The organism is Candidatus Atelocyanobacterium thalassa isolate ALOHA, from assembly GCF_000025125.1.
GTDB lineage: Bacteria > Cyanobacteriota > Cyanobacteriia > Cyanobacteriales > Microcystaceae > Atelocyanobacterium > Atelocyanobacterium thalassae.
The window spans coordinates 76,484-101,016 of the sequence record NC_013771.1 but is presented as its reverse complement, the minus strand read 5'-3'; the positions used below and the strand labels follow the sequence as shown (position 1 = coordinate 101,016).

Genomic DNA, 24,533 nt, shown 5'->3' with positions numbered 1-24,533 from the left:
AATTTATCTTTAGTATCTGTTGCCTATTTCCCTTTCAAAGGAGCCCCTATACTTTTTTGTATATTACATCTTCACAAATAGAACTTAACGGATATATTCTTTAAGAACACTATTACGATTAGGATGTCTAAGTTTCCTTAGGGCTTTAGCTTCTATTTGTCGAATTCGTTCACGAGTAACGTTAAAAATCTGACCAATTTCTTCTAAAGTTTTCATTCTTCCGTCATCCAATCCATACCGCAAACGTAAAACATCTCTCTCTCTTGGGCTAAGAGTATCTAAGACATTTTCTAAATCTTCTCGAAGAAGATTCTTGGCAACCTCATCTTCTGGTGTTTCTCCATCTGCTTCAATAAAATCACCTAAGCGAGAATCCTCCTCTTTCCCTATAGGAGTTTCTAGAGAAATTGGTAATTGTGCTGATTTAGCAATAAAACGTAGTTTCTCAATAGTCATTTCCATCCGAGTAGCAATTTCTTCCTCTGTTGGCTTACGACGCATTTCTTGAGACAGAAGCTTAGTCGTTTTTTTAATACGAGAAATAGTTTCATATAGATGAACAGGAAGACGTATGGTACGTGATTGATCAGCTATTGCTCTTGTAATAGCTTGACGAATCCACCAAGTTGCGTAGGTTGAGAATTTATAACCTTTTTCATGATCAAACTTTTCAGCTGCTCTAATCAATCCTAAAGAACCTTCTTGAATTAGATCTTGAAAAGAAAGACCACGATTCATATATTTTTTAGCTATGGAAACGACAAGACGAAGATTAGAATGAACCATCTTATCTTTAGCTTTGCGACCTAAGTACAAACGACGTTTAAATTTAGGAAGATAAGATTTTTGTTCTAATTCCCATATTTTTTCCAAATTGGAAATTGTTTTCTTTTCTTGTAACAGACTAGTTACTTCAGACCATTTTGGCTCTTTCTCTTTAGAGGATTGAGTACGAATTATCTGCTCAATATTTTCCCATTGAAAAATTCTTTTAGCCCATTGCTCATCATTAGGAACTTGATCTAGTTCTTCCCACAAAGCTTCTCTAATACGTTCAAGCTGTAATAAGTCAGCTATTTTACGAGCCAGCTCGATCTCTTCCTCGGCACGCAAGAGTCGAATACGACCTATTTCTTGTAAATAAACCCGTATTGAATCCTCGGTATAAGGCTTTTTCTTGCTAGTATCTCGACGACGAGAGGCACTAATTTTTCGGTTTTTACCGTCTGGCTCGGTAGTGATACTGTTAATAGAATCACTACTTGTTTCATTTATATCTTCATCAATAAAGAACGTTACTTCCATCTGAGGTTCAGTAAGGGTTAATAGGTCATTAGCCTGCGTCATGGCGTTTTCCTCTTGCTTCTCCTATATAAAATTAGAAGATAAAGGTAAATTACAGTTGGGTTAAGTTAACAAATATAAGTCAACCATTTTAGAATAAACTTAACTTTCTGAAACGAGGATAGATAAATGAGATTTTTAATCAAAAATAACACCTAATTTAAATAGTTGTACTTATTTAATGATTATTTAAATCGTATGATCCTCAATAAGAGAACTGAATATTCACCTAATTTTAATCTCGGATATAAAAGTTCAAGAACAATTTTTGCTTTAACTTCATCAAAATCATGTTTATTTTTTATTTAAGTTAGCTTTAATACAGGTTAGGAATTTTAGAATAAGAATTCAAATCTTAGCTGTGGTAAAAAGCGTTATCTCTAAATAAAAAATTATTGATTTTAAACCGTTTAACAATAAGTAATACTTTTACTTTTAGCAGACAAAAAAATTAGAGCTTTATATTCATACATTAACAAAATTTTCTATTTCTTCGAGTAATTGTATTAAGTAAATATTCTTTAGATATAAAAAATTTACGATCTCACACTAATTTTGGTTGATTTTAATACAATACATATCCACCATAATAGTAAAGATATTCTTTAATTTGCACTTTTTGTCCCATAACATGACGGTTACTTAATAATGTCTACATATTTAAAAAACTAAAATATTGTTATTGCTAATACTGAAATCCATATTCCCCAGCCCAATCCTACAAGTACTTGAACTGGTGTATGTCCTAGCAATTCTTTTAATCTTTCTTCTGTATTCAAGGAAAAGATATTATCTCGAAATGAATCAATTAATTGATTAAGAATTTGAGCTTGCTTACCAGCTGCTTGACGTATACCAGTCGCATCATACATAACGATAATAGCAAATAGACAAGTAATAGCAAACTCTGAGCTTTCCCAGCCTTCAGTTAATCCAATGCTGGTAGCTAGTGATCCTACCAATGCCGAGTGTGCACTCGGCATTCCACCTGTACTAACTAAAGAGTTAAAATTCATCTTTCGATGATGGATTAACTCAATCAAGAATTTCAAGCTTTGGGCAGAAAAACAAGCTAATAAAGATACCAACAGTATTTTGTTGTGAATAATTGTTTCAAAATTCTGCATGATTAGTGGCTAAGAATTTTAATTTTTGCGAGAAACGATAAATCTGGCAATAGCTTCTAAAGGGTATGCTTCTCGGCCGTAAGGAGCCAATTGAGCTATTGCATCTTCTATAAGAATTTGAGCTTGTTTTTGTGATTCTTCCAACCCCCACAAACTTGGATAAGTAGCTTTCTGAGCTTGTTTATCTTTTCCAGCAGTTTTCCCCAACTCTGCCTGAGTAGAAGTTATATCTAATATATCATCAATAATTTGAAAAGCTAAACCAATATTTTGTGCATAATGAGAAAGGCGTTCTATATCTTCTAAGTTAGCTCCTGCTAAAATTGCTCCGGATACTACTGAAGTTTCTAGTAAAGCACCTGTTTTATGAACATGGATAAATTTTAAAATATCTGATGTTATATTAGACTTCCCTTCAGATTCTAAATCTAAAACTTGTCCACCTACTAACCCTGCCGCCCCAACAGTACGACCTAGACGAGCTATAACATCTACTAAGTTTGTCAAAGAAACGTTATGAGTTTGAGTAGCAACATGTTCAAAAGCGTATGATAACAGAGCATCACCTGCAAGAATAGCTATATCTTCACCATAAACCTTGTGGTTTGTTAGTTGTCCTCGACGATAATCATCATTATCCATAGCAGGAAGGTCGTCGTGAATAAGAGACATAGTATGAATCATTTCTAACGCACAAGCTGTTGGAAGTGCCATCTCAACTGTTCCTCCCATAAGCTCACAAGTAGTTAAGCATAGGATAGGACGCAACCTCTTCCCCCCTGCAAGAAGGGAATAACGCATTGCTTCGTAGATTTTTTCAGGACAAGTAATAGGGATAGAAGCATCTAAAGCAGCTTCAACCAATTGTTTTTTCTCTTTAAGATAAGACACTAAATCGAAACAAGATGTCTCAATTTGCGTCACATGATCTTCACCTGTCATAACCATGTTTTACTGTCTGTAGTCTCAACCATTATTTTATATCATCTATATCAGCTTACTCTACAGCAATTACTGACTCGATAAGACACACTATGTGCATTATCTGAGAACAATACTAAGTAATAAATAATATATTATCTTAGTATAACTATCATCAACAGTTTAATTTATAATTTCACCCCAATTCAGTAAGATTATGATAGCTATTTATCCAGGAAGCTTTGATCCTATTACACTTGGACACCTTGACATTATTGAGCGAGGAGTTATTTTATTTGAGAAAGTAATTGTTGCAGTTTTATGTAATCCTAATAAACATTCTTTGTTTTCTGTAGAGAAAAGAGTTCAACAAATTAGTCAATGTACTAAACATTTATCTCGAATTGAAGTAGATAGCTTTACAGGATTAACTGTTGATTATGCAAAACTTCATCAGGCTAAAGTTTTATTAAGAGGTTTGAGAGTTCTTTCTGACTTTGAAAAAGAATTACAAATGGCTCATACAAACAAGACTCTGGCTAAGGAATTAGAAACTGTTTTTTTAGCAACTAATAAAGAATATAGTTTTTTAAGCAGCAGTACTGTTAAAGAAATTGCTCAGTTTGGTGGTTGCATTTCTCATCTTGTACCTATTAACGTCGCAAAAGATCTTCAACTATATTATGGCTATAATTGTTAATTACTAAATAATAAAAATGTTCAAATTTTTTCAAAAAATTTAGGAGATTAGATTATTTTCTGATAATCAGAATACTTAACATAATTACAGTGAATTAAAGCGGTTGATCAAAAAAATATAGTAAGAATTATTAAATGATTTTTAGAACAATATATGAGCTAAATAAAAATTCAATTTAGTTCTCAATATTATTAGATCTTTCTATGGTTTTATTAAAAGTAGAATGTTTTTTAGAGTTCTGTATTGGTACTAAATTCGGACATTTATCATAGTCAGGTTGAAATATAACTCTTACTCTAGTTGATTGAGAAAAATTATATAATTTTATGTCTTCCAATCCTTGATCATTCAAAATACCATAGCCTGAACTTTGTGTCATAAAAGGAGAACCATTTAATTTTCCATTCTTATTTACGAATATATTATAGACTGAAGAGCCTTGTAAATTGAGGTTGCAAGCACTTTTTGGATAGCTACCTTCAATAGTTATCATCTGATTTAGTTTTAAAGCTATTCCTGTCCTTTGCATCCATTCTATATCTTTTTGCCTGGCTTCTGCTCTTTGAGTACCTACATCGTTATAGATAAGTTTTTCAGCTCCATTTAATGTTTCTTCTAAAAGCTTTTGCGTAATTTGATTTTGTCTGACTTTACTAATTTTATGTTTTTCAAAAGATGGAGGTTTATTAGTTGACTGGACCAACTGGGTTTTAAGGTCAATATTATCTTTATCGTTTTTATTTATTGGTTTATCATCTGGTAATTTTTTTTCAAGTGATTCTATTTCTTTAATATGATTTTTCTCTAATTTATTTTTAACAGATACATTATTTGGTTTGATTTTTAGTTCATCTTTTATAAGAGTATTATTCTCATTCTTTGAAAAATCTTTTTTTAAAGGGGTAGATGAAGTTTTAGTAATATTTGAAGAAGAAGTGTTAGAAATTGTTGAATTATTACTATGAATGGAAGAATCTTTAACGTTTAAAGATTTCAAAGGTTGAAGTGGTGTCTCAAGTTCTTCCATGGATTCTAGTTCTACTATCTGAATACTTTCAGAACGTTTATGTACTTTTTGAGACTTGGAAAATAATATGTTGGTCAAATTGGAGTTAGCCAAAGAGAAAGCCAAAATATGAACAGAAATAGACGTAAAAATAGAAAAAACATGAGAATTAAAGACTTGCTTTGATTTAGCTTTACTAAATATAGACTGCATCATTATCATCCTTAAATCTTCAGCATAAATTTATATTTGAGCATCGACCCTATCAAAATGCATTTACATGTCAAAAATTTGATAGAAAATAGGCAAGAGAGAATATGAGTAATATAGTATTCTCATCATATTCCCAACCATTAATCTGAACTATATTAGAAAGCCTAATATTTTGACAAGCAAACTTTTCAGTCTTTAAGTATAATTCAGCTATTAAGAGTAATTTACAGCAAACTTTCAAAGATTAAATTAAATTATATCTAGACCTTTATCTCATAGTATTAAAAGTCTTTAATTTTTTAATCAATCTTCTCTAGTTGCCAAAGAATTTGGTTTCCTTCTCTACGAACTCTAGAAACTACCCAGTTTCGCCATGACCAATGATCACCACGACTCGTAACAGCACTAGCATTAATATCCATTAAATCGGCTAATTCAGAACTAGTAATTAAATAGCCTTTTTCAGCTATTTCATCAGCAATACGCAAGGTTTCAATGAGATTTTGAATTTCAATAACTCTCTCTTCACGAGAAAGATCAAATTCTTCAATTGTATTGACAGCTGCGTCAATCATGATATTTGTTTATATAAAGTTGCTAAGTGGTTATCTAGAATAAAATATACAAAAGGTATTTAATATTTGACAAATATAAGCTTCGCTTATGGTGACGATTTTTCATGTAAGATACAGGGAAAAGATTTTTCTTTTCTTTCTAAGAAATCGATAATAGTAATTTAACATAAATTATTAGATTGGAAAAAATCTTTTCTAACAATATTTGTTTAAGTAATGATTGTGGGTTTATCACGTCCTGTAAAGCTTTTGATATGTGCAATTTCTTCTGCTATTTGAATTAAAGGCGATAAAATATGTTGGGCATTTAGTTTGATTTTATTATTATCTGATTGATAACTTTCTAAATAAATACGTAGAGTTGCTCCTTTAGTTCCTGTACCCGATAAGCGAAAAATTATTCGAGAACCATTACTAAAACTAATGCGAATTCCCTGCTTATTAGAAATACTTTTATCTATTGGATCAATATAGTTGAAATCATCAGCATGAGAAACTTTATATTGATTGAAGAATGTTTGGTCTTTTATTTTATTAATCGTATTACGTAAATGATTCATACAATCATTAGCTTTATTAAATTCTATCTCTTCATAATCATGGCGAGAATAAAAATTACGTCCGTATTCTTCCCAATGTTTATAAACAATATCTTTTACAGATTGACCTGTTACAGAAATGATGTTCAACCAAAATAATATTGCCCATAAGCCATCTTTCTCTCTAATGTGATTAGAACCAGTCCCAAAACTTTCCTCTCCACAAAGGGTTACTTTGTTAGCATTTAAGAGATTATTGAAAAACTTCCAACCAGTGGGAGTCTCATAACATTCTATACCAAGTTTTTTAGCTACTCTGTCAACTGCTTTACTGGTTGGCATAGAGCGAGCAACACCTTGTACTCCGTTTACATATCCTGGTATTAAATGCGCATTCGCCGTTATTATAGCTAAGCTATCACTAGGTGTAACGAAAAAATTACGACCTAATATCATATTACGGTCACCATCCCCATCAGAAGCTGCACCAAAGTCAGGGGAATTAGGTCCAAATAAATTGTTAACAAGATTACTAGCATTAATTAAGTTAGGATCAGGATGTTTACCTCCAAAATCTTCTAAAGGGATAGCATTCTGGATGCTTCCTTTTGGAGCACCCAAATAATTCTCGAACAAAGCTCGAGCATATGGACCTGTTACAGCACTTAAAGAATCTATGGATATTCTAAAGTTAGAAGAAGTAAGTAAAGTACGAATTTTTTCAAAATCAAATATTTTCTGCATTAATTCAATATACGGAGTTATGGAATCAATGATTTCAACTTTTGTTGTCCCGAGATTAAAAGAACCTAAATGATTAAGATCAATATCCTCAGCTTCAATAATTTTATATTTATTAATATTTTGGGTACAATAAAAAATCTTATCAGTAAGTTTTTCAGAAGCAGGTCCACCACTTTCTGTATTGTACTTTATCCCAAAATCACCATTTAAGCCGCCAGGATTATGACTAGCAGATAATATAATCCCTCCAAAAGCTTGATGATATCTTATAGCAGCAGATATAGCAGGAGTAGAAAAAATACCTTTACAGCCTACTAGAATTCTTTCAATAGAATTAGCAGCTGCGATCTTTACTATAATTTGGATTGCTTGAGAATTATAGTAACGTCCATCACCACCAACGATTAAAGTTGATTTTTGAGAAATATTTATACTATTAAAAATAGATTGAATAAAGTTTTCTAAATAATTCGATTGTTGAAAAGTAGTTACAGGTTTACGTAACCCAGAAGTTCCAGGCTTTTTGGTCTTTAAATGGTTTTGTTGGAATGGTATGAATTTTCATAGTGCGATTTCAATAAAGAATAATATTTTTTCATGTTTTAGACAACGAACAATTTATTCATAATATATAAAGATTAAAGTATATATATGATTAATCATGAAATAAAAATAAAAGTTACTTAATTTTGTAAAAAAAGTTACTTTTTCTACAAAATTAAATATGCATATAATATTAATTACTTATAACTAGTTGCCAGCCTTAATTCTTCTTGTTGATTTCAATAGTTATTTTTATTTAGTTTTAGTTATTAAAATTTTTTTAAATCAGGTAGTAAAAATTAATTATGAACAGAAAAAAATTTATTATCCTTAGTTGCTTAATGTCAATAGCTGCTTGTGGAACATCTAATTCGAATCAGCAGAAAAAATACAATAATCAACTATTTATATCAGTTCCATCTAGTATGTATAGTGCCATGAAACTTATAAAGGATATTTATCAAAGAGATAACCCTAATATTGATGTTATATACAATAGTGGATCTTCTGGCGCTTTACAACAACAAGTAGAACGAGGAGCTCCAATAGATATTTTCATTTCTGCCTCTTCGAAACAAATGGATTTTCTATTAAAAAAGAATTTGTTAATAAGAGAAAGCAATAAAACATTTTTAAAAAACAAGATGGTCTTAGTCGCTTCCAAAAAGTCAATTCAAAATATTGATCTGAATACTTTAACAGACGGTAACTTTGAAAAACTTGCATTAGGAGAATTTAGAAGTGTGCCTGCCGGTCAATATGCTAAAGAAGCTTTAACTGCATTAAAAGTCTACAACAAATTAGAGTCAAAATTTATTTTTGGAAAAAATGTACGTCAGGTTCTTTTTTATGTGGAAAGTGGGAACGCAGATCTTGGAATTGTTTATATCACTGACACAAAAAATTCAGATGCTATCACATTAGCTAATATACCTTATGATCTTCATTCGCCAATAACATATCAAATTGCTGTAGTTAAAAGTAGTCAAAACATTAGTGAAGCTAAAAAATTTATAAACTTTCTTTTAACAGAAAGAGCTCAAAACATCTTTAAAGACTATGGATTTATAGGTATAGATAGTTAGCAAATGTTATACAAATTATTGTTTTAAATTATAAAAATATTTAAATTTCTCAAGATTACTAAATTAGATCGTTAAGATAGAACTATATTGCATATTTCTAGCAAAGAATAATAAGTTTTTATTTAAGATCTTAAAAATATTTTTAGTACATAAGGTAATAATTTTACTTTTTATTGCGGATCAAGCTTTAATACTGCCATAAATGCTTCTTGTGGGACATCAACTGTACCGACTGACTTCATCCTCTTTTTACCTTTTGCTTGTTTTTGTAGCAATTTTTTCTTGCGTGAAATATCTCCTCCATAGCATTTGGCTAACACATCTTTTCGTAACGCAGGAATATGCTCACTAGCAATAATTTTTGCACCGATAGCTGCTTGTATAGGAACCTTGAATTGATGACGGGGAATTAACTCTTTTAATTTTTCAGTTAAAGCACGACCTACATAGTATGCCTTGTCACGATGAACAATCATAGCCAAAGCATCTACACTATCGCCATTAACTAGAATATCTAGCTTCACGAGAGGATTAGTTCTATAACCTATTAATTCGTATTCCATGCTAGCATAGCCCTTTGATCTAGATTTGAGTTGATCGAAAAAGTCTGTAACCACTTCTGCTAAAGGTATTTCATATATTAGAGCAGTTCTGGATAAAGTGAAATAGCGAATTTCTTTAAATATTCCTCTACGACCTTGGCATAGCTCCATCAAGGTTCCAATGTAGACTTCAGGCGTAATCATTTCCACTTTAATATATGGCTCTTCAACTTTTTCCTGCTGTTGAGGCACAGGAAGTTCGCTGGGATTATCTATTTCCACCACCTTTCCATCTATAGTAGTTATGCGATAAATTACTGAAGGAGCTGTAGTTATTAGATCTAAATTATATTCTCTTTCTAAACGCTCTTGAACGACTTCCATATGAAGCAAGCCAAGAAAACCACAACGAAATCCAAATCCCATCGCACTAGAGGTCTCTGGTTCAAATGAAAGAGCTGCATCATTGAGCTTTAGTTTCTTCAAGGATTCACGTAAATCTTCATATTGATCTGAATCAATAGGGAATAAGCCACAAAACACCATTGGCTTTGCTTCTGTATAGCCATGCAAAGGTTCTGTAGCTGGCTCTAGAGCACTGGTTATTGTATCTCCTACTCTTGCATCTTGAACTGTTTTAATTGCTGCGGAGAAATATCCTACTTCACCTGCATGAAGCGAATCTACAGCTATTTGATTAGGAGCAAGAATTCCTAATTCATCAATTTCATATTCTTTTTGGGAAGCCATTAAATAGATTAGGTCTCCTTTCTTAATCACTCCATCCATAATACGAAAATAGACTATTACCCCGCGGTAAGCATCATAATAACTATCAAAGATTAGCGCTCGCAAAGGTTTATCAGCTGTATCCTGAGGTGGAGGAACTAATTCTACGATAGATTCTAAGATTTCATTAATACCAATACCTGCTTTAGCTGAAGCTTTAATAATATTGGTACAATCTAATCCAATAACTTCTTCGATTTCATCAGATACTCTTTCTGGCTCTGAACCTGGTAAATCTATCTTATTTAAAACTGGAATAATCTCTAGATTATTTTCTAATGCAAGATAAACATTAGCTAAAGTCTGCGCTTCTACTCCCTGAGAAGAATCTACTACTAATAAAGCTCCTTCACATGCAGCTAAGGAACGAGATACTTCATAAGAAAAGTCAACATGACCAGGAGTGTCGATAAGATTAATTACATATTCTTTACCATCTTTTGATTTATACTTCATTCTTGCTGCTTGAAGTTTTATAGTAATTCCTCTTTCTCTTTCGAGATCCATATTATCGAGAAATTGTTCTTTCATTTCTCGTTGTGTAATCGTTTGAGTTTCTTGTAACATCCTATCTGCTAATGTTGACTTTCCATGATCAATATGAGCAATAATAGAAAAATTTCGAATTTGTGAAACAGGAACATTGGTCATAAAATTCGTAATTAAGATAAATTTATAAAGGCTAGCTTTTTATAGTTTTATTTTGACATATTCTTAAGAAGAATATTTTATAGTTACCCATCAAATTACTTGAATAACTATTAATTGCTTATAATTTATTTTGAAATTTTCCATAAAATGGATATTTTTTCTACATATCATAAATAATATGTAAGAAAGTCTATAATATTTAGAAAATAAAAGGTGTGAGAAAATTCTATGGCTGTTCAACTAAAACAAGCACTTAAAGTTGGTGCTTATATAATTAAACAACGTTTACAAGGTCGTCAACATTTTCCTATAGTATTAATGTTGGAACCTTTGTTTCGCTGTAACTTAGCTTGCTCTGGATGTGGAAAAATTCAACATCCTACTGAAATCTTAACCCGTAATCTTACTCCTTCACAATGTTTTTCAGCTGTTGAAGAATGTGGAGCACCGGTTGTTTCTATTCCAGGAGGAGAGCCATTGCTCCATCCTCAAATTGATGAAATTGTTGAAGGCCTGGTTAAACGAAAAAAATTTGTATACTTATGCACTAATGCACTTCTTTTAGAGAAAAGTTTACATAAATTCAAACCTTCTCCATATTTTGCTTTTAGTGTACATCTCGACGGATTAGAAGAACATCATGATAAATGTGTAGATCGTAAAGGAGTTTTTCAGAAGGCTGTTAGTGCTATTAAAAAAGCTAAAGCTCAAGGATTCCGTGTTACTACAAATACTACTATTTTTGAAGGTGCAGATCCTCAAGAAGTACAAAAATTTCTTGACTTTTTAGGTACCTTGGGGACCGATGGTACGATGATTTCTCCTGGGTATAGTTACGAATGGGCTCCAGATCAACAACATTTTTTAAAACGGGAACAGACAAAATCCTTATTTAAAGAAATTCTAATGCCATGGAAATTAGGTCAAAAAAATTGGAATTTTAATCATAACCCTTTATTTTTAGATTTTTTAATGGGAGAAAAAGATTATGAATGTACTCCTTGGGGAAGTCCAAGTTATAGCGTCTTAGGATGGCAAAAACCTTGTTATTTGCTTAATGAAGGGCATTATGAAACTTTTCAAGAATTGATTGACAATACTCAATGGGAAAATTATGGTCACAACAGTAATAATCCACAATGTAAAGATTGCATGGTACATTGTGGCTATGAACCTACAGCTGCTGCTGACGCAATGAATCCTGTCAATATGAAAAGAGCTTTAAGTAGCATTATTAATATCTAACTTAATTTTTTAATGATGAAGAAATATTATATTTTATATTTCTTCATTATTAAAAAATTAAGTTAGATATTAATAATACAGATTAAAAGAATAATGAATAAAGTTTAAATCTATATGTTTAGATAAACAACAATCAACATAAGTTTTAAAAAGGCATATAATCTTGAAAAAATTAAAAATTTATACTGATGGTGCTTGCTCTGGAAATCCAGGTAAAGGAGGTTATGGAGTAATATTAGTGTTTAACAAATATCGAAAAGAATTATCAGGAGGCTATAGACTAACAACTAATAATCGTATGGAAATAATATCGATTATTATTGGGTTAGAGGCTTTAACAAAATTGTGTAATGTAACTATTTATTCTGACTCTCGTTACGTAGTAGACACTATGAATAAAGGATGGGCAAGTAAATGGCAATCTAATAATTGGAAACGCAATAAACAAGAAATAGCCAAGAATTCTGATCTATGGAAAAGGTTGTTAGATCTATGCACTAAACATAATGTTCAATTTATTTGGGTCAAAGGGCATTCTGGACATCCTGAGAACGAACGATGCGACCAATTAGCTGTCCTTGCTTCTAAAAGAATGGAATTATTCATAGACAAGGTTTTTGAAAGTACAGTTAACTAAAATATATATAACACTTTATATAAAAAATTGTATTCATCATTAGCCATTCAAATTATTGATTCTTCTTCTTATGAAAAATTTCGCTAAATTATAATATATCAAAAAGTTTACTTTGCTTGAAATTTTATACTTCTCAAAGCATTAACTAAGTATCTAAGAATTTAACCATCCTGCACTTAATATAATTGTAATAGCTATAAAGATAGTACTTAAAGTCCAGGTTATTTGATTTAAGGTTTTTTCAGCGCTTTTAGTAGATGTGAATAATTGAGCTTGTCCACCAATCCCGCCTAAACCGTCTCCTTTAGGGCTATGTAAAAGGATAAGAAAAATTAGGGAAATAGCAGAAATAGTCCAAATTATTTGTAGAATCTGTGAGAAATCCATAAGCATAGTGTAGTTTAGTCATTGGTTCTTATTATATTCAATAATGATAGTATTAGCTAGGATTATTTTTCCTATTTATCTTTGTATCTATGGTGTTTACAAAACATGACTTTCCTGTCATTTCTTCAGGTTGTTGAATTCCAAGTATTTGAAGAATTGTTGGAGCAATATCAGATAATTTACTATTATCTCTTAGAATTACATTTCCACCATAGCCAGTAATTTTTCTTTTTTCACCTTCAATAAAAATTAAAGGGACGGGATTAAGGGTATGGGAAGTTAAAATATTGTTATTATCTTTCATGGTTTCAGCATTGCCATGATCAGCAGTAATTAAAGTAGTACCTCCAACTTTACTAATACTAGATAATAATCTTCCTAAGCACTTATCCACTGTTTCAATAGCTTGAATTGTCGCTTCCATATTCCCAGTATGCCCTACCATATCAGGATTAGCATAATTAATAACGATTAAAGAATAAATACATTTTTCTACTTCCAGACAAGCTTTATTGGTAACTTGATTGGCCGACATTTCTGGAGATTCATCATATGTTGAAACCATGGGACTTTTAACCAATTCTCTTATTTCACCTTCGAAAGGTTTTTCCATTCCCCCATTAAAAAAATAAGTTACATGAGGATATTTTTCTGTTTCTGCTATCCGTAATTGTTTTAAACCGTTATTTGATATAACTTCTCCCAAAGTAAAATTGAGGTTTTTAGATTTAAAAGCAACCTCTGCAGGCAATTGATCGCTATATTTGGTAAAAGTAACAAACTCTAGAGGACTAATTAATTTTCTATCAAATTTATTAAAATCGCGTTTTATTAAAGCAGAACATAATTGTCGAGCTCGATCTGGTCTAAAATTGAAAAAAACAACTCCATCTCCTGAATCGATTGCTCCACTATCAATTCGAGTAGGAACAATAAATTCGTCAGTTATATTTTCTTTGTAAGATTTTTCCAAAACATCAAGTGCAGAGCGTTTACTTTTAAATATATTCTCTGTGATGACATCATAGGCCAACTTGACTCTCTCCCAGCGTTGATCTCGATCCATTGAATAATAACGTCCACTTATTGTACAGAGACGTCCTATCCCTATTTTGTCTATATGTTTATAGATTTTACTAATAGATGTAATACCGTCAGTTTTTTTAGTATCTCTTCCATCTGTAATTGCATGAATGCAAACATTGTCTAGATCTTTTTGTTTAGCTAAATTTAGTAATTCTAATAAATGATCTAAATGAGAATGTACGCCTCCCTCAGAACATAAACCAATTAAGTGTAATTTCCCCTGGCGATGTTTTACTTTTTCAAAAAGACTAACTAAAGCTTTATTGCTATAAAACGACTTATCCTCAATTGTATTGAAAATTCTTACCAACTCTTGAGAAACAATACGTCCTGCACCTAAGTTAAGATGCCCCACTTCTGAATTGCCCATCTGTCCGTCAGGAAGTCCTACCTCTTTACCTGATGTTTCGATAAGTGTTTTTGGGTAAGCCTGCCATAAACAGTCCATTACAGGGGTTCTTGCAAGTTTAATCGCATTGTGTTCTTCCTCGATGCGATAACCCCAACCATCTAAAATTACTAAAACTACTGGAGATACAGGCGCCTCTATCATAAGCTTATATACACATTTCTTATATATTTTTGCTATTATCCTAGCATTTTTAATTTATATAGTAATTTTTTAAATCAATAATATGAAGTTAAGTTATCAAGATAAAAAATGTAATATTTTGTTATTTAGAGGTATTACTTACAAAAAAAAGAAGTTGAAGCATATAGCCAGATTTTATCTCTAACATCCTTGAGAGTGTAGTTTTAATTATTTATAGAACGAGAACGAAAAATTTCATAAATACTTATTGATGCGGCAGCAGAAGCATTTAAGCTAGAAGTTTTACCTTCTAGCGGAATTGATAGTAATTCATCACAATAACGTTGAGTAAGTAAATTTAATCCATTACCTTCCGAACCTATGACTAAACCAATAGCACAAGAGAAATCAAAATTAGGTAAATTTTTCCCTCCCTCTGCCACTGTTCCATAAATCCAAAATCCCTCAGCTTTTAAAGTTTCTAAAGCTCGATTTAAGTTAATTACTCTAGCTATAGGAAAAAATTCTAGAGCACCTGCAGCAACTTTAGCTACGGAGGAGGTAATACTAGCAGCTCTTCTCTGAGGAATAATTAATCCTTGACAACCCATAGCTTCAGAAGTGCGAATAATAGCTCCTAGATTTTGAGGATCAACAATACCATCAGCAATTATAATGACTGGCTGATCACTTTCTTGCTTAGCTTTGGTTATCAATCTATCTAAAGTGTAGTAACTATAGGGAGAGACTTGAGCAGCTATTCCCTGATGATTAGAACCATTAGTGATTTGAGATAAACGTTGAAGGGAAACTTCATCTACTACCGCACCTTTACTTTTTGATATTCGTAAAAGATTAGAAAAACGAGAATCATGGCGCAGCTTATTGGTAACCCATATACGATTTAGTTGACGGTCATTTTCTAAAGCTGCCAAGACAGCATGACGTCCATATATCAGATCATCATTATCGTGAGATTTCGATGTTTTTGACTTTAGATTACCGGAAGTAGAATTAACGTTTTGTTTTAAAATATTTTTTCCCCTAGCTGACTTTTATGATGGTTGGCAGTTAGCTTGTTCAACACAGTTTTTCTCTCAAGATTAAAATTATTAAACTAAATTTCTGAGTATTTCATTTAGTCGCTGAGAGTCTTGTAGATATAAATAACCTATTAGTGTCTCCAAACTAGTTGCTTGCTGATAAACTTCTGGCTTTAAACGACGGGGATGGCTATTCGTAGCATTTCTTCCCCGCCTAACGATATCTTTCTCAGTCTCTGTTAAATATGGCTGCAATTGTTGTAAAGCGGCTGCTTGAGTTTCTGCCCTAACTTGCGCCACAACCTGATTGTGATAATCGGCTAATTTACGCGGAGGTAATAAATAAGCTGTACGTACGTAAAGTTCATAAACAGCATCACCGATATAGGCTAAAAAAGCAGGAGATAATCGGTCAATGCTGCTATGGTCTTTCGTTTGTACAAACATTCGGAAACCAACATCAGGATAACATTTTTTTATCATACCATACTAGAAATATTGGCTTGTTCTGAAGCTGAGAGAATAAAGACTCTAACTATTTTTCTTATCTTTAAGATGAGAGATAGCATCTTCCAAAGTTGTTTGTAAAGATAGAAATTCCTCTAGACGTACTAATTTGACAGTTTGTGTAACCCTAGGGTTAGTAACAACTTGTAAACTTCCGTTATGATTTTGGGCTTGTTTAACTAATTGTACTAATGCTCCTAATCCTGAACTATCTACAAAATCGATTTGAGTTAGGACCAAAATAATATCATAAGGACCTTTATCTATATGTGTTCCAACAACTTTACGAAATATAGGTTCAGAAAAGGCATCTAGTAAGCCAGTTAAACGGAAAATTTGGTAATTACCGTTTGTCTCATGAGTTCCCCTTAAACTCACGGTTAGGTTTAGTTGCTCAGGAATAGCTTTCTCCTTAATTTTAGTAAATATAATTTATCAAAAGTAGATTGTAATCTGTTATGGGACATAATGGATCAATCAAATTCAAAAATTATGATTAAATTTTAATATTTAACAAGTTAGATCTCTTAAATGAGACTTTATTTTACTATAGATAAATCTAATAATCCTTTAGGAGGGTTAAGTTCTATTCTTCTATTTACTAAATCTACTATTGGAACAATTTCATAAACGAAAGGAACTAAAAATTTTTGCTTCTTATCTGATTCTGGTAAAGATGGATTCTCTAGTTCAATTTCCAATAAATCATGACCTGTAGTAAATACATCAGTTACGATACCTATAAGTTTTTTCGTTTTTTGATGATAAACCTCTAAATTAATAAGTTGAGATATATGGTATTCGTCTTTTTTTAACTCTGGAATAGAGTGATTAGATATAAACAGTTTATAGTTTCTCAATAACTCTGCTTGGTTTCTAGTCTCTATTCCTTGTAAGCGAACAATATAAATATTTTTCTCCATAACATAGCGACTACTGATTAATTTAACTGATTGAAGTGTTGACTTGTTAGGATCGCTAATCCAATGCTCCTCAGATATTTCAAATCTTTCAGGGAAATCTGTACTAGATAAAACTTTTAATTCTCCTTTTAATCCTCTAGGACCAACTATAGTACCAATTTTCAACATATTATCAATATTTTGCTGCATATAATTATTTTGCATGTATATAGTTAGCCCAATTATATATTACTAGTCTTTTAACCTTATAGAAATCAATATATTACTACTACATATAAAAAATAAACTGTTAGTTATTCTCTAGAAAGAATTACAGCTATTACCTTAACTGTAACTCTCACTTTGACTTATATTAAAAATTAATAAATCTCATTATAAGCTATTCTTTAATTACAAAATAGATTAAATTATTATCAATAATAATGCTATTATGATATTAGAAATTCATGATTGCTTTTTCAAATTTTTTAGCAAAAATAATAACTAAAAATTTATAAAAATAAAATATTTTCGTAGTTTTATATTAAAAATAATTACTCTATTTGTAAGCTAGTACATTGTGAGAAAATTACCGGTTAATTTTATAAAAAGTATTAATTAATAATTTAACTATTAATATTATCTAATCCAGAAACTTAAGAAATAGTTCTAAAAAATTAATAAATAAACAAAACTAAAATATGACGACTATTTTTGACCAAGAACGATTATTGTTTGAACCAAAAATACCTAATAATAATGCTATTAAAATAATTTTCTGCTTTCCAAATAACTATAATGTAGGTATTACAAGTTTAGGATATCAAACTGTTTGGGCTAGCTTCGCTAGTAGATCTGATGTTAATGTTAGTCGTTTATTTACAGATATCAATGAACCTTTGCCTAAAAAATCTGAGATATTAGGTTTCTCTTTCTCTTGGGAATTGGATTATGTTAATATTTTCGATATCTTAGACACGTTAAATATTCCTCTTCAAACCAGCGAACGAAATGATGATCACCCATTGGTGTTTGGAGGTGGTCCTACACTAACATCCAATCCTGAACCCTTTGCTGATTTCTTTGATGTAATTTTACTAGGTGATGGAGAAGATTTAATAAATAGCTTTTTAGAAGCATATAAAGTCATAAGGAATGAGAGTCGAGCTGTTAAATTATCTTATTTAGCAACTATTCCTGGAATTTATATACCCAGTTTGTATGAAATAACCTATTACGACAATGATGGAGAAATTAAATCTATCAAAGCAATTGAGGAATCTATCCCTTCTAGTATTGAAAAGCAAATTTATCGTGGGGATTCTTTATCGACTTCAACAGTAGTTACAGAAAAAGCTGTTTGGGAAAACATTTACATGGTGGAAGTAGTTAGAAGTTGTCCAGAAATGTGTCGTTTCTGCCTAGTTAGTTATCTTAATTTGCCCTTTCGTATAGCAGATTTAAATACTTCTTTAATTCCTAATATTGAAAAGGGTCTTAAAGTTACCAATAGAATTGGTTTATTAGGACCATCAATCACACAACATCCTGAGTTTGGTAATTTGTTGAACTATTTAAACCAACCTAAGTATGATGATATTAGAGTAAGTATTGCTTCAGTTAGGGCTAATACAGTTACAGAAAAACTAGCAAAATTGTTAAGTAGTCGTAAAACAAAATCTATAACAATCGCCGTTGAAAGTGGCTCACCAAAAATCAGAAAGAATATCAATAAAAAGTTAGATAATGATGAAATTATTAGTGCAGCAATTAATGCAAAAATTGGTGGATTAAAAAACCTTAAATTATACGGAATGGTTGGATTACCAGGAGAAAACGAAGAAGATATCGAACAAACAATTTCAATGTTAGATTCTATACAAAAAGCAGCACAAGGCTTGAAAATAACATTTGGCTGTAGTACTTTTGTCCCCAAAGCTCATACTCCTTTTCAATGGTTAGGAGTAAATAAACTATCCCAAAAAAGACTCAAATTTTTAGAGAAAGTTTTAGGCAAGAGAAGAATAGAGTTTCGTCCAGAGAGTTATAATTGGTCTATTATTCAAGCTTTAATTTCCAGAGGTGATAGAAGACTAAGCAAGTTATTTAAATTAACTCGCTCTTATGGCAACTCTCTTGGTAGTTATAAGCGTGCTTTCAAAGAGCTGAAAGGAGAAATTCCTCCTCTTGAATATTATGCTCATAACAATTGGAAGACAGATCAAGTATTACCATGGGCTCACTTAAAAGGGCCTCTTTCTCATGCTAGCTTACTTAAGCAATACAATGAAACTAAGTTTTAGTAGTATCACAGAGAATTGAATGGAAGTGAAATAATATATATCACTTCCATTTAATTTTTAGTTGGTACGAAATCTTGCTAGCTCTTTACCTGTTTTAGCATCGTGTGCATGTACTGTACAGACTAAACAAGAATCAAATGAACGAGCAACATGTCCAACTTCTACTGGATTGCTCATATCTTCAATCGGTATACCAATTAATGCTTCTTCAATAGGACCTCTAACATCTTTACCGTCCCTGGGTCCAATGTTCCAAGTACTTGGAGCAATTATCTGATAATTTTTGATAACTCCTTTTTCTACTTCAACCCAATGACATAAAGCACCACGGCTAGCTTCTGTGCCTCCCCAACCACGTCCATCCTTTTCTTTCGGTTTTATATACCACGGGTCATTGAGTTTGAATTCTCTTAAACATCTCTCTGCTTCTCTATATAATTTTACAGACTCATGCATCCGTGCAAACTCCCTCAAATGTACACTGGGCCCGCCTATTTTTTTGAACATATCTAAAATCAAACCATCATAATGTTGCCAACTTTCTCCATGTTTTCCACCTGCTACTAATTGGCGTGCAAGAGAACCCACTTCCATGCGGCCTAAATCTTTATGACTTACTGCTGTTGACCATGAATATTTATTATCATAGTCTGCCTTGTTCATATTTTGAGGATTAGTAACTCTATCAAAAGGATGGACATCAGTAGTACCTTCTTCATACCAAGAATGACTTGTATTTTCTATGGCAAAACTATGATCTACCATATGATGCATATCAGTAAAACTATCATAAACCCCACCTTTCATTATTACGGCTGAATTACGATCCTTAATTGTAGGTTTCTGGTACTTATCTTCATGTGGAAGATATCCCCAGGTTAGATATCTTCCGGGTCCTTGGCCATATTTATCTAGTCCAATATCTAAACCCATACGCCAATAAAACCCTAAGTCAGAATTAAAATGTTTTGGACTTTCTTCTAGCCATTCTAAAAAGTCTTCGTAAGTTTGAATTTTTTCATATCGCTCAAGAGAACATCCTAACCAAACAGGTTCTAGCCAATTAGTACGGAAATACTCTAATATTCCCCAACCACGTGTTACATCAGTGAGCGTTGGAGCACACATTACACCTCCTGGAACCATATAACTAGAATGAGGCCATTGTCCTCCGAATAAAGCATAAAGCTCAACTGGTTTCGCAGAAGTTATTATAGCTATTTCATAAGAAGTCCCTGTAAAAGGAGTAAATCTTTTACATGCTTCTTCATAGAAAGGACTATTTTTATATTTTTTGTTTGTTAGGTCAGTTGCGTATAAAGCATAGAAGTGTCTAGGATGGCTTTGTATAGTTTCAACTATTTGACCTAGGTTACGTGCTAGGATAGCGTTGCGAGGTACCTCTGTTTCCCAGATTGTATCTAGTGCCCAAGATGCACAAGTTAAATGTGATGCACCACAAATACCGCAAATACGGGGGGTAACAATAAGCCCAGCTTGTGGATCCTTTCCTTTTAAAATAACTTCAAAGCCACGGAATAATTCTGCTTTTGTCCAAGCATTTACAACATATCCATCTTCGATATCTACTCTAATATCTAAATCTCCTTCAACTCTTCCTACAGGAGAAATTTCCAGCTTTTGAACTACCATGTTTTCCTCTCAAAAATAGTAAAATTTTAATAAAATACTAGAAATAATTTGTAATTATTTATTATTTCCACATACAAGGTGGATGGGGAACAAAACCATAAAAGTAATAGTGAGCTTACTATTACTTTTATCATTTTATTTTAGATTTTTCCTTGATAATTAAGCTTTGTCATCAAATCTTAATATCAACTATAAACATATATTTATGTTATACAGTGAAAAAATCTTCATCTGTCCAAGATGGACGAGCATCTTTAGAAACAACTGTTACTACTGCATAATCTTTAGCATTAATACCGGGAGGTAATTCTCTAGGAACACCCATAACGGTTTGCGTTTTAAAAACAGTTCCTTTCTTAAGATCATGGAAAGGAAATTCTGGTTCAGTACAACCCAAACAAGGCATTCCAACACGAGTTTTAGAAGAAACTCTATTCCATAAAATGCGATTACATGAAGAGTGAGTCATAGGCCCACGGCAACCCAGATCATAAAACAAACATCCTGTACGTTGACCAAATTCCTCAGTACTTGACTTATAAGAAAAATGCATATTTCTCGTACAACCAGTTTGTGTAAAACTACGGAAGAAGGTTTCAGGGCGATGAAACTCATCAAGAGTCAAATCCCCAACTCTTCCAGTAGCAACAGCTACTAATATCTGGGAGATCCAGTCTGGGTGAGCAGGACATCCAGGTATATTGATAACAGGAAAACCTTTTTGGGAAAGAAAATCATCTCCCAAAAAGCCACCTTTTTGACGTTTAAGAAACTGTAAACCAATGGACTCACTGGGATTCGGCTCCATAGCGGGAACTCCGCCATAAGTTGCGCAGTCACCAACTGCAACTACAAAACCAGCGACTTTAGATAAGTCGTTCAACCAATCTTTCATAGGACGACCAGCAAAACGATTCCATTCACCAGTTCCATTAGGAGCATTAACTACTGATCCTTCAAACACTAATATATCAATAGAAATTTTTCCATTAATACAGTTAATCAATAGTTCTTGTAATTCATCACCTAACTGCATACCCAAGGATGGATGCCATAAAATATTAATTCCAAAATCGGTGATTAAATCTACTAAGGTTGGTTCTTCTGCGTTAAGAAAAGAAATTGTATTTCCAGAACAGGCACCACCTTGTAACCAAAGAACATTAGCCATTGATCTTTTCTGATAGGTTTTTAAAACTATTATAGCAATAACTTATACCGATTCTTATTACAATTTAAGATTTATTTACTTTACTATCCTAAGAATTTTACTATCTTAAAGATGAGATATTATCTCAAAGTATCTATTTATTATGGTTAATAAAGTTTAAAAAATATTTATACTTTTTAACAGAATAGTTATTTGTAAGAAATTTATCCAAATATTATGTTTAGTTGCAATTTTACAAAAGCATGTTCATTCTTAATGATGTAAAGTAATCATTAAAAATTACATAAAATGCTTATTATCTAGTCAGTTTAGCTACATTAGGATTCTTTCCGTTAGTACTACATAAATAAAAAGCAAGAGAAAAGAAACCTATAGTTATTGAGAATATTACTCGATATACTGTAGGTATACATACCAATGAACTATAAAAATTGTTTTGTCTACTATCTAATGCTTATGAATTCAACTCCTCCAACGTAATATTTTGGGATCTAGAGGATTGACAAAAGGTATATTATTTTCCTGAGATCTCTGATATTCTTGTTTTAAGCGAAAATACCATTTTGCTTGAGTATCTGCATCATCTATTAGCATTAGTGAGGGATCATACATAAGACCCTCTTGTTGTTGGATTATTGCATCACGATCTTGAGCTAAAAATTGACGAGTTAATAAACTGAGTAACGGTTTGAAAACAGCTGCCCAAGGAATCGTCCAATAAACACTTTGAAATATTTCACATGAATATTCATCAATGGGAGTAATGCATGTTAATAAGCAAGCAGAATAACGATCACCTTTTAAAATTTCTGTACGAACTCCAGGTAACTGAAAAATGATTTCTATAGATACATCTTTACCTAAAATCTTGTAGGGACGAGCACTAACAGGCATATTATAAGAGACAAGACGAAAACCTTGTGATACAGGTTCATAATGCTTTTCTTTGACTCGAAATTTACGAGGGCCACTGCGCCACCACCAAGCATCATGAATATAAGGTCCATGAGCTGGATCCATAAGACCGATAATTGCATGATCAATATTACAAGAAAATTGCATGGTCTCTGTTATGCCAGGGCTAAGTTTGCCAAAATCAGGAATGGTTGGAACAGAAGGAATATCTGTTGATTTAGATTGACTTTTATTAGTATTGATAAAATATATCCAAATATTACCTTGAACTTCTTCACATGGATATGTAAGAACTTGAATACGCTCCACATCTAAATTGTCGTATTTTGTTAAAGAGGGAATCTCTTTACATTTACCATTATTTGTATTGAATTTCCAACCATGATATCTACAAGTTATATCATCTTGATCTAATGAGCCATAACTCAAGGGAATGCCTCTATGTGGACAAATATCACGCATTGCAAAAACTTGACCATTTTTCTTTCGCCCAATAAGAATAGGTTCACCAAGAATTTTTTTATGTATTATCTTTTTTGGTTTTAAGTCTTTGCTACTTACAGCAACATACCAACAATTACGCAATAAAGTTGTCATTTTCAGATCCCCATCGTTTCAAAAATATTAATAAAACAGTTCAAGATTAAAGATATATATTAATTAGCAGAAGAAATTTGCACCCCGTATTCTAGCACTTGTTGTTTAATTATAAATATTTAGACTAAATACTCTTGCTAATTTTATTTAATAAATATGGCATGTTTCCAATAGCTTTTGTATTTGTTCTAATATTAGATTTTCGTTTATCTTGTATTACTTAATAATATAAGAAATAACTTCAATATCGAAATGTATTGAGCACGTAAGAAAAGTTATCATTCAATCAATGTATCTTATAAAAGCAACTTAACTATATGTAATCAGTATTGGATTCATGAAGTTGCTTATTTATAAATTTAGAATATTCTATTAACTTAATTATTCTCTGTTGTATTTTATCTACTCTGCTATGTATTGTTATTTCTCTGCTATGTATTGTTATTAACTGGCGAGAAGACTCTAAGTATAAGAACTCAGTTTCCAGTAACCTTAAATTTTTATTAATTTCTACTTCTACTGATTGAATAATTATACAGTTGTCATTATTTTGCAGATATGTATGCATATTTTCCTGCGTAATTTCATTATGGAATATTATTTTCATCTGCTCAAAAGTTCTTTTAGCTTTTACGATATCTATACTTTCTGATGCAAACTGTTGCTGAAGGATAAATAGTTGTTCTAAGAATTTTTTGTAATATTTTAGTAGCATTAAGTATTTGCTTCGTAATAATATATTTTTATCAATACTACGCCTTTTACTGAATTTTGAA

Annotated in this window: 21 protein-coding genes and 1 pseudogene; 5 read left to right on the top strand and 17 right to left on the bottom strand. The window is 31.8% G+C overall.

Annotated features, from left to right (window positions below; all coding sequences use genetic code 11):
- Positions 1-84: 84 nt before the first annotated feature.
- The 3 genes from rpoD to crtE all read right to left on the bottom strand — a co-directional run bounded on the left by rpoD (position 85) and on the right by crtE (position 3,419).
- Positions 85-1,347, bottom strand: a complete 1,263-nt coding sequence (gene rpoD, locus UCYN_RS00405) for an RNA polymerase sigma factor RpoD (RefSeq protein WP_012953509.1) — start codon at positions 1,345-1,347, stop codon at positions 85-87.
- Positions 1,348-2,012: 665 nt separating this feature from the next.
- Positions 2,013-2,471, bottom strand: coding sequence for a divergent PAP2 family protein (locus tag UCYN_RS00400; protein ID WP_012953508.1), 459 nt, complete (start codon positions 2,469-2,471; stop codon positions 2,013-2,015).
- Between the two features lie 18 nt (positions 2,472-2,489).
- Positions 2,490-3,419 (bottom strand): geranylgeranyl diphosphate synthase CrtE, encoded by a 930-nt coding sequence (gene crtE, locus UCYN_RS00395; RefSeq protein WP_012953507.1) that lies wholly within the window; start codon positions 3,417-3,419, stop codon positions 2,490-2,492.
- Positions 3,420-3,609: 190 nt separating this feature from the next.
- Here crtE and coaD point away from each other — a divergent pair, with 190 nt between their 5' ends.
- Complete coding sequence (coaD, locus tag UCYN_RS00390; protein WP_012953506.1) at positions 3,610-4,092, top strand: pantetheine-phosphate adenylyltransferase; 483 nt, start codon at positions 3,610-3,612, stop codon at positions 4,090-4,092.
- Positions 4,093-4,267: 175 nt separating this feature from the next.
- Here the strand turns inward: coaD and UCYN_RS00385 are convergent, their stop codons facing one another.
- The 3 genes and pseudogenes from UCYN_RS00385 to UCYN_RS00375 all read right to left on the bottom strand — a co-directional run bounded on the left by UCYN_RS00385 (position 4,268) and on the right by UCYN_RS00375 (position 7,734).
- A complete protein-coding gene (locus UCYN_RS00385) occupies positions 4,268-5,314 on the bottom strand; it encodes a hypothetical protein (protein WP_012953505.1) in 1,047 nt (348 codons plus the stop codon).
- Between the two features lie 296 nt (positions 5,315-5,610).
- Complete coding sequence (locus UCYN_RS00380; RefSeq protein ID WP_012953504.1) at positions 5,611-5,886, bottom strand: hypothetical protein; 276 nt, start codon at positions 5,884-5,886, stop codon at positions 5,611-5,613.
- A gap of 209 nt (positions 5,887-6,095) precedes the next feature.
- Positions 6,096-7,734, bottom strand: a pseudogene (locus UCYN_RS00375) (alpha-D-glucose phosphate-specific phosphoglucomutase).
- Positions 7,735-8,017: 283 nt separating this feature from the next.
- Here UCYN_RS00375 and modA point away from each other — a divergent pair.
- Positions 8,018-8,797: a molybdate ABC transporter substrate-binding protein gene (gene modA, locus UCYN_RS00370; RefSeq protein WP_041487702.1), complete on the top strand. Its 780-nt coding sequence runs from the start codon at positions 8,018-8,020 to the stop codon at positions 8,795-8,797.
- A gap of 170 nt (positions 8,798-8,967) precedes the next feature.
- On the opposite strand, the gene lepA is transcribed toward modA, so the two are convergent.
- Positions 8,968-10,779: a translation elongation factor 4 gene (gene lepA, locus UCYN_RS00365; RefSeq protein ID WP_012953501.1), complete on the bottom strand. Its 1,812-nt coding sequence runs from the start codon at positions 10,777-10,779 to the stop codon at positions 8,968-8,970.
- 228 nt (positions 10,780-11,007) lie between these two features.
- Here lepA and hpnH point away from each other — a divergent pair, with 228 nt between their 5' ends.
- A complete protein-coding gene (hpnH, locus tag UCYN_RS00360; RefSeq protein ID WP_012953500.1) occupies positions 11,008-12,024 on the top strand; it encodes an adenosyl-hopene transferase HpnH in 1,017 nt (338 codons plus the stop codon).
- A 163-nt stretch (positions 12,025-12,187) separates the two neighbouring features.
- The gene (rnhA, locus tag UCYN_RS00355; protein ID WP_012953499.1) at positions 12,188-12,661 is read left to right on the top strand and encodes a ribonuclease HI; all 474 of its coding nucleotides are present in this window, start codon (positions 12,188-12,190) and stop codon (positions 12,659-12,661) included.
- A 153-nt stretch (positions 12,662-12,814) separates the two neighbouring features.
- Here the strand turns inward: rnhA and secG are convergent, their stop codons facing one another.
- The 6 genes from secG to rimM form a co-directional block, all read right to left on the bottom strand.
- Positions 12,815-13,048 carry a preprotein translocase subunit SecG gene (gene secG, locus UCYN_RS00350; RefSeq protein ID WP_041487798.1) on the bottom strand — a complete coding sequence of 78 codons (234 nt, stop codon included), beginning with the start codon at positions 13,046-13,048 and terminating at the stop codon, positions 12,815-12,817.
- A gap of 52 nt (positions 13,049-13,100) precedes the next feature.
- A complete protein-coding gene (gene gpmI, locus UCYN_RS00345) occupies positions 13,101-14,687 on the bottom strand; it encodes a 2,3-bisphosphoglycerate-independent phosphoglycerate mutase (RefSeq protein ID WP_012953497.1) in 1,587 nt (528 codons plus the stop codon).
- 203 nt (positions 14,688-14,890) lie between these two features.
- Complete coding sequence (rlmB, locus tag UCYN_RS00340; protein ID WP_049765564.1) at positions 14,891-15,700, bottom strand: 23S rRNA (guanosine(2251)-2'-O)-methyltransferase RlmB; 810 nt, start codon at positions 15,698-15,700, stop codon at positions 14,891-14,893.
- A 78-nt stretch (positions 15,701-15,778) separates the two neighbouring features.
- Positions 15,779-16,156, bottom strand: coding sequence for a Mini-ribonuclease 3 (locus UCYN_RS00335; RefSeq protein ID WP_236608140.1), 378 nt, complete (start codon positions 16,154-16,156; stop codon positions 15,779-15,781).
- An 84-nt stretch (positions 16,157-16,240) separates the two neighbouring features.
- Complete coding sequence (locus tag UCYN_RS00330) at positions 16,241-16,594, bottom strand: STAS domain-containing protein (RefSeq protein WP_012953494.1); 354 nt, start codon at positions 16,592-16,594, stop codon at positions 16,241-16,243.
- A 161-nt stretch (positions 16,595-16,755) separates the two neighbouring features.
- On the bottom strand, positions 16,756-17,328 hold the full coding sequence (gene rimM, locus UCYN_RS00325; protein WP_041487795.1) for a ribosome maturation factor RimM: 573 nt from the start codon (positions 17,326-17,328) through the stop codon (positions 16,756-16,758).
- A 491-nt stretch (positions 17,329-17,819) separates the two neighbouring features.
- Between rimM and UCYN_RS00320 the strand changes: the two genes are divergently transcribed.
- Positions 17,820-19,421: a B12-binding domain-containing radical SAM protein gene (locus UCYN_RS00320; protein ID WP_012953492.1), complete on the top strand. Its 1,602-nt coding sequence runs from the start codon at positions 17,820-17,822 to the stop codon at positions 19,419-19,421.
- Positions 19,422-19,478: 57 nt separating this feature from the next.
- On the opposite strand, the gene UCYN_RS00315 is transcribed toward UCYN_RS00320, so the two are convergent.
- The 4 genes from UCYN_RS00315 to patD form a co-directional block, all read right to left on the bottom strand.
- Positions 19,479-21,074, bottom strand: coding sequence for a nickel-dependent hydrogenase large subunit (locus tag UCYN_RS00315; RefSeq protein ID WP_012953491.1), 1,596 nt, complete (start codon positions 21,072-21,074; stop codon positions 19,479-19,481).
- Positions 21,075-21,282: 208 nt separating this feature from the next.
- Entirely contained in the window at positions 21,283-22,245 is a 963-nt protein-coding gene (locus UCYN_RS00310; protein WP_012953490.1) for a hydrogenase small subunit, read from the bottom strand.
- Between the two features lie 462 nt (positions 22,246-22,707).
- Positions 22,708-23,757: a Rieske 2Fe-2S domain-containing protein gene (locus UCYN_RS00305; RefSeq protein WP_012953489.1), complete on the bottom strand. Its 1,050-nt coding sequence runs from the start codon at positions 23,755-23,757 to the stop codon at positions 22,708-22,710.
- A gap of 313 nt (positions 23,758-24,070) precedes the next feature.
- A complete protein-coding gene (patD, locus tag UCYN_RS00300; protein ID WP_012953488.1) occupies positions 24,071-24,472 on the bottom strand; it encodes a heterocyst frequency control protein PatD in 402 nt (133 codons plus the stop codon).
- Between the last annotated feature and the right edge of the window lie 61 nt (positions 24,473-24,533).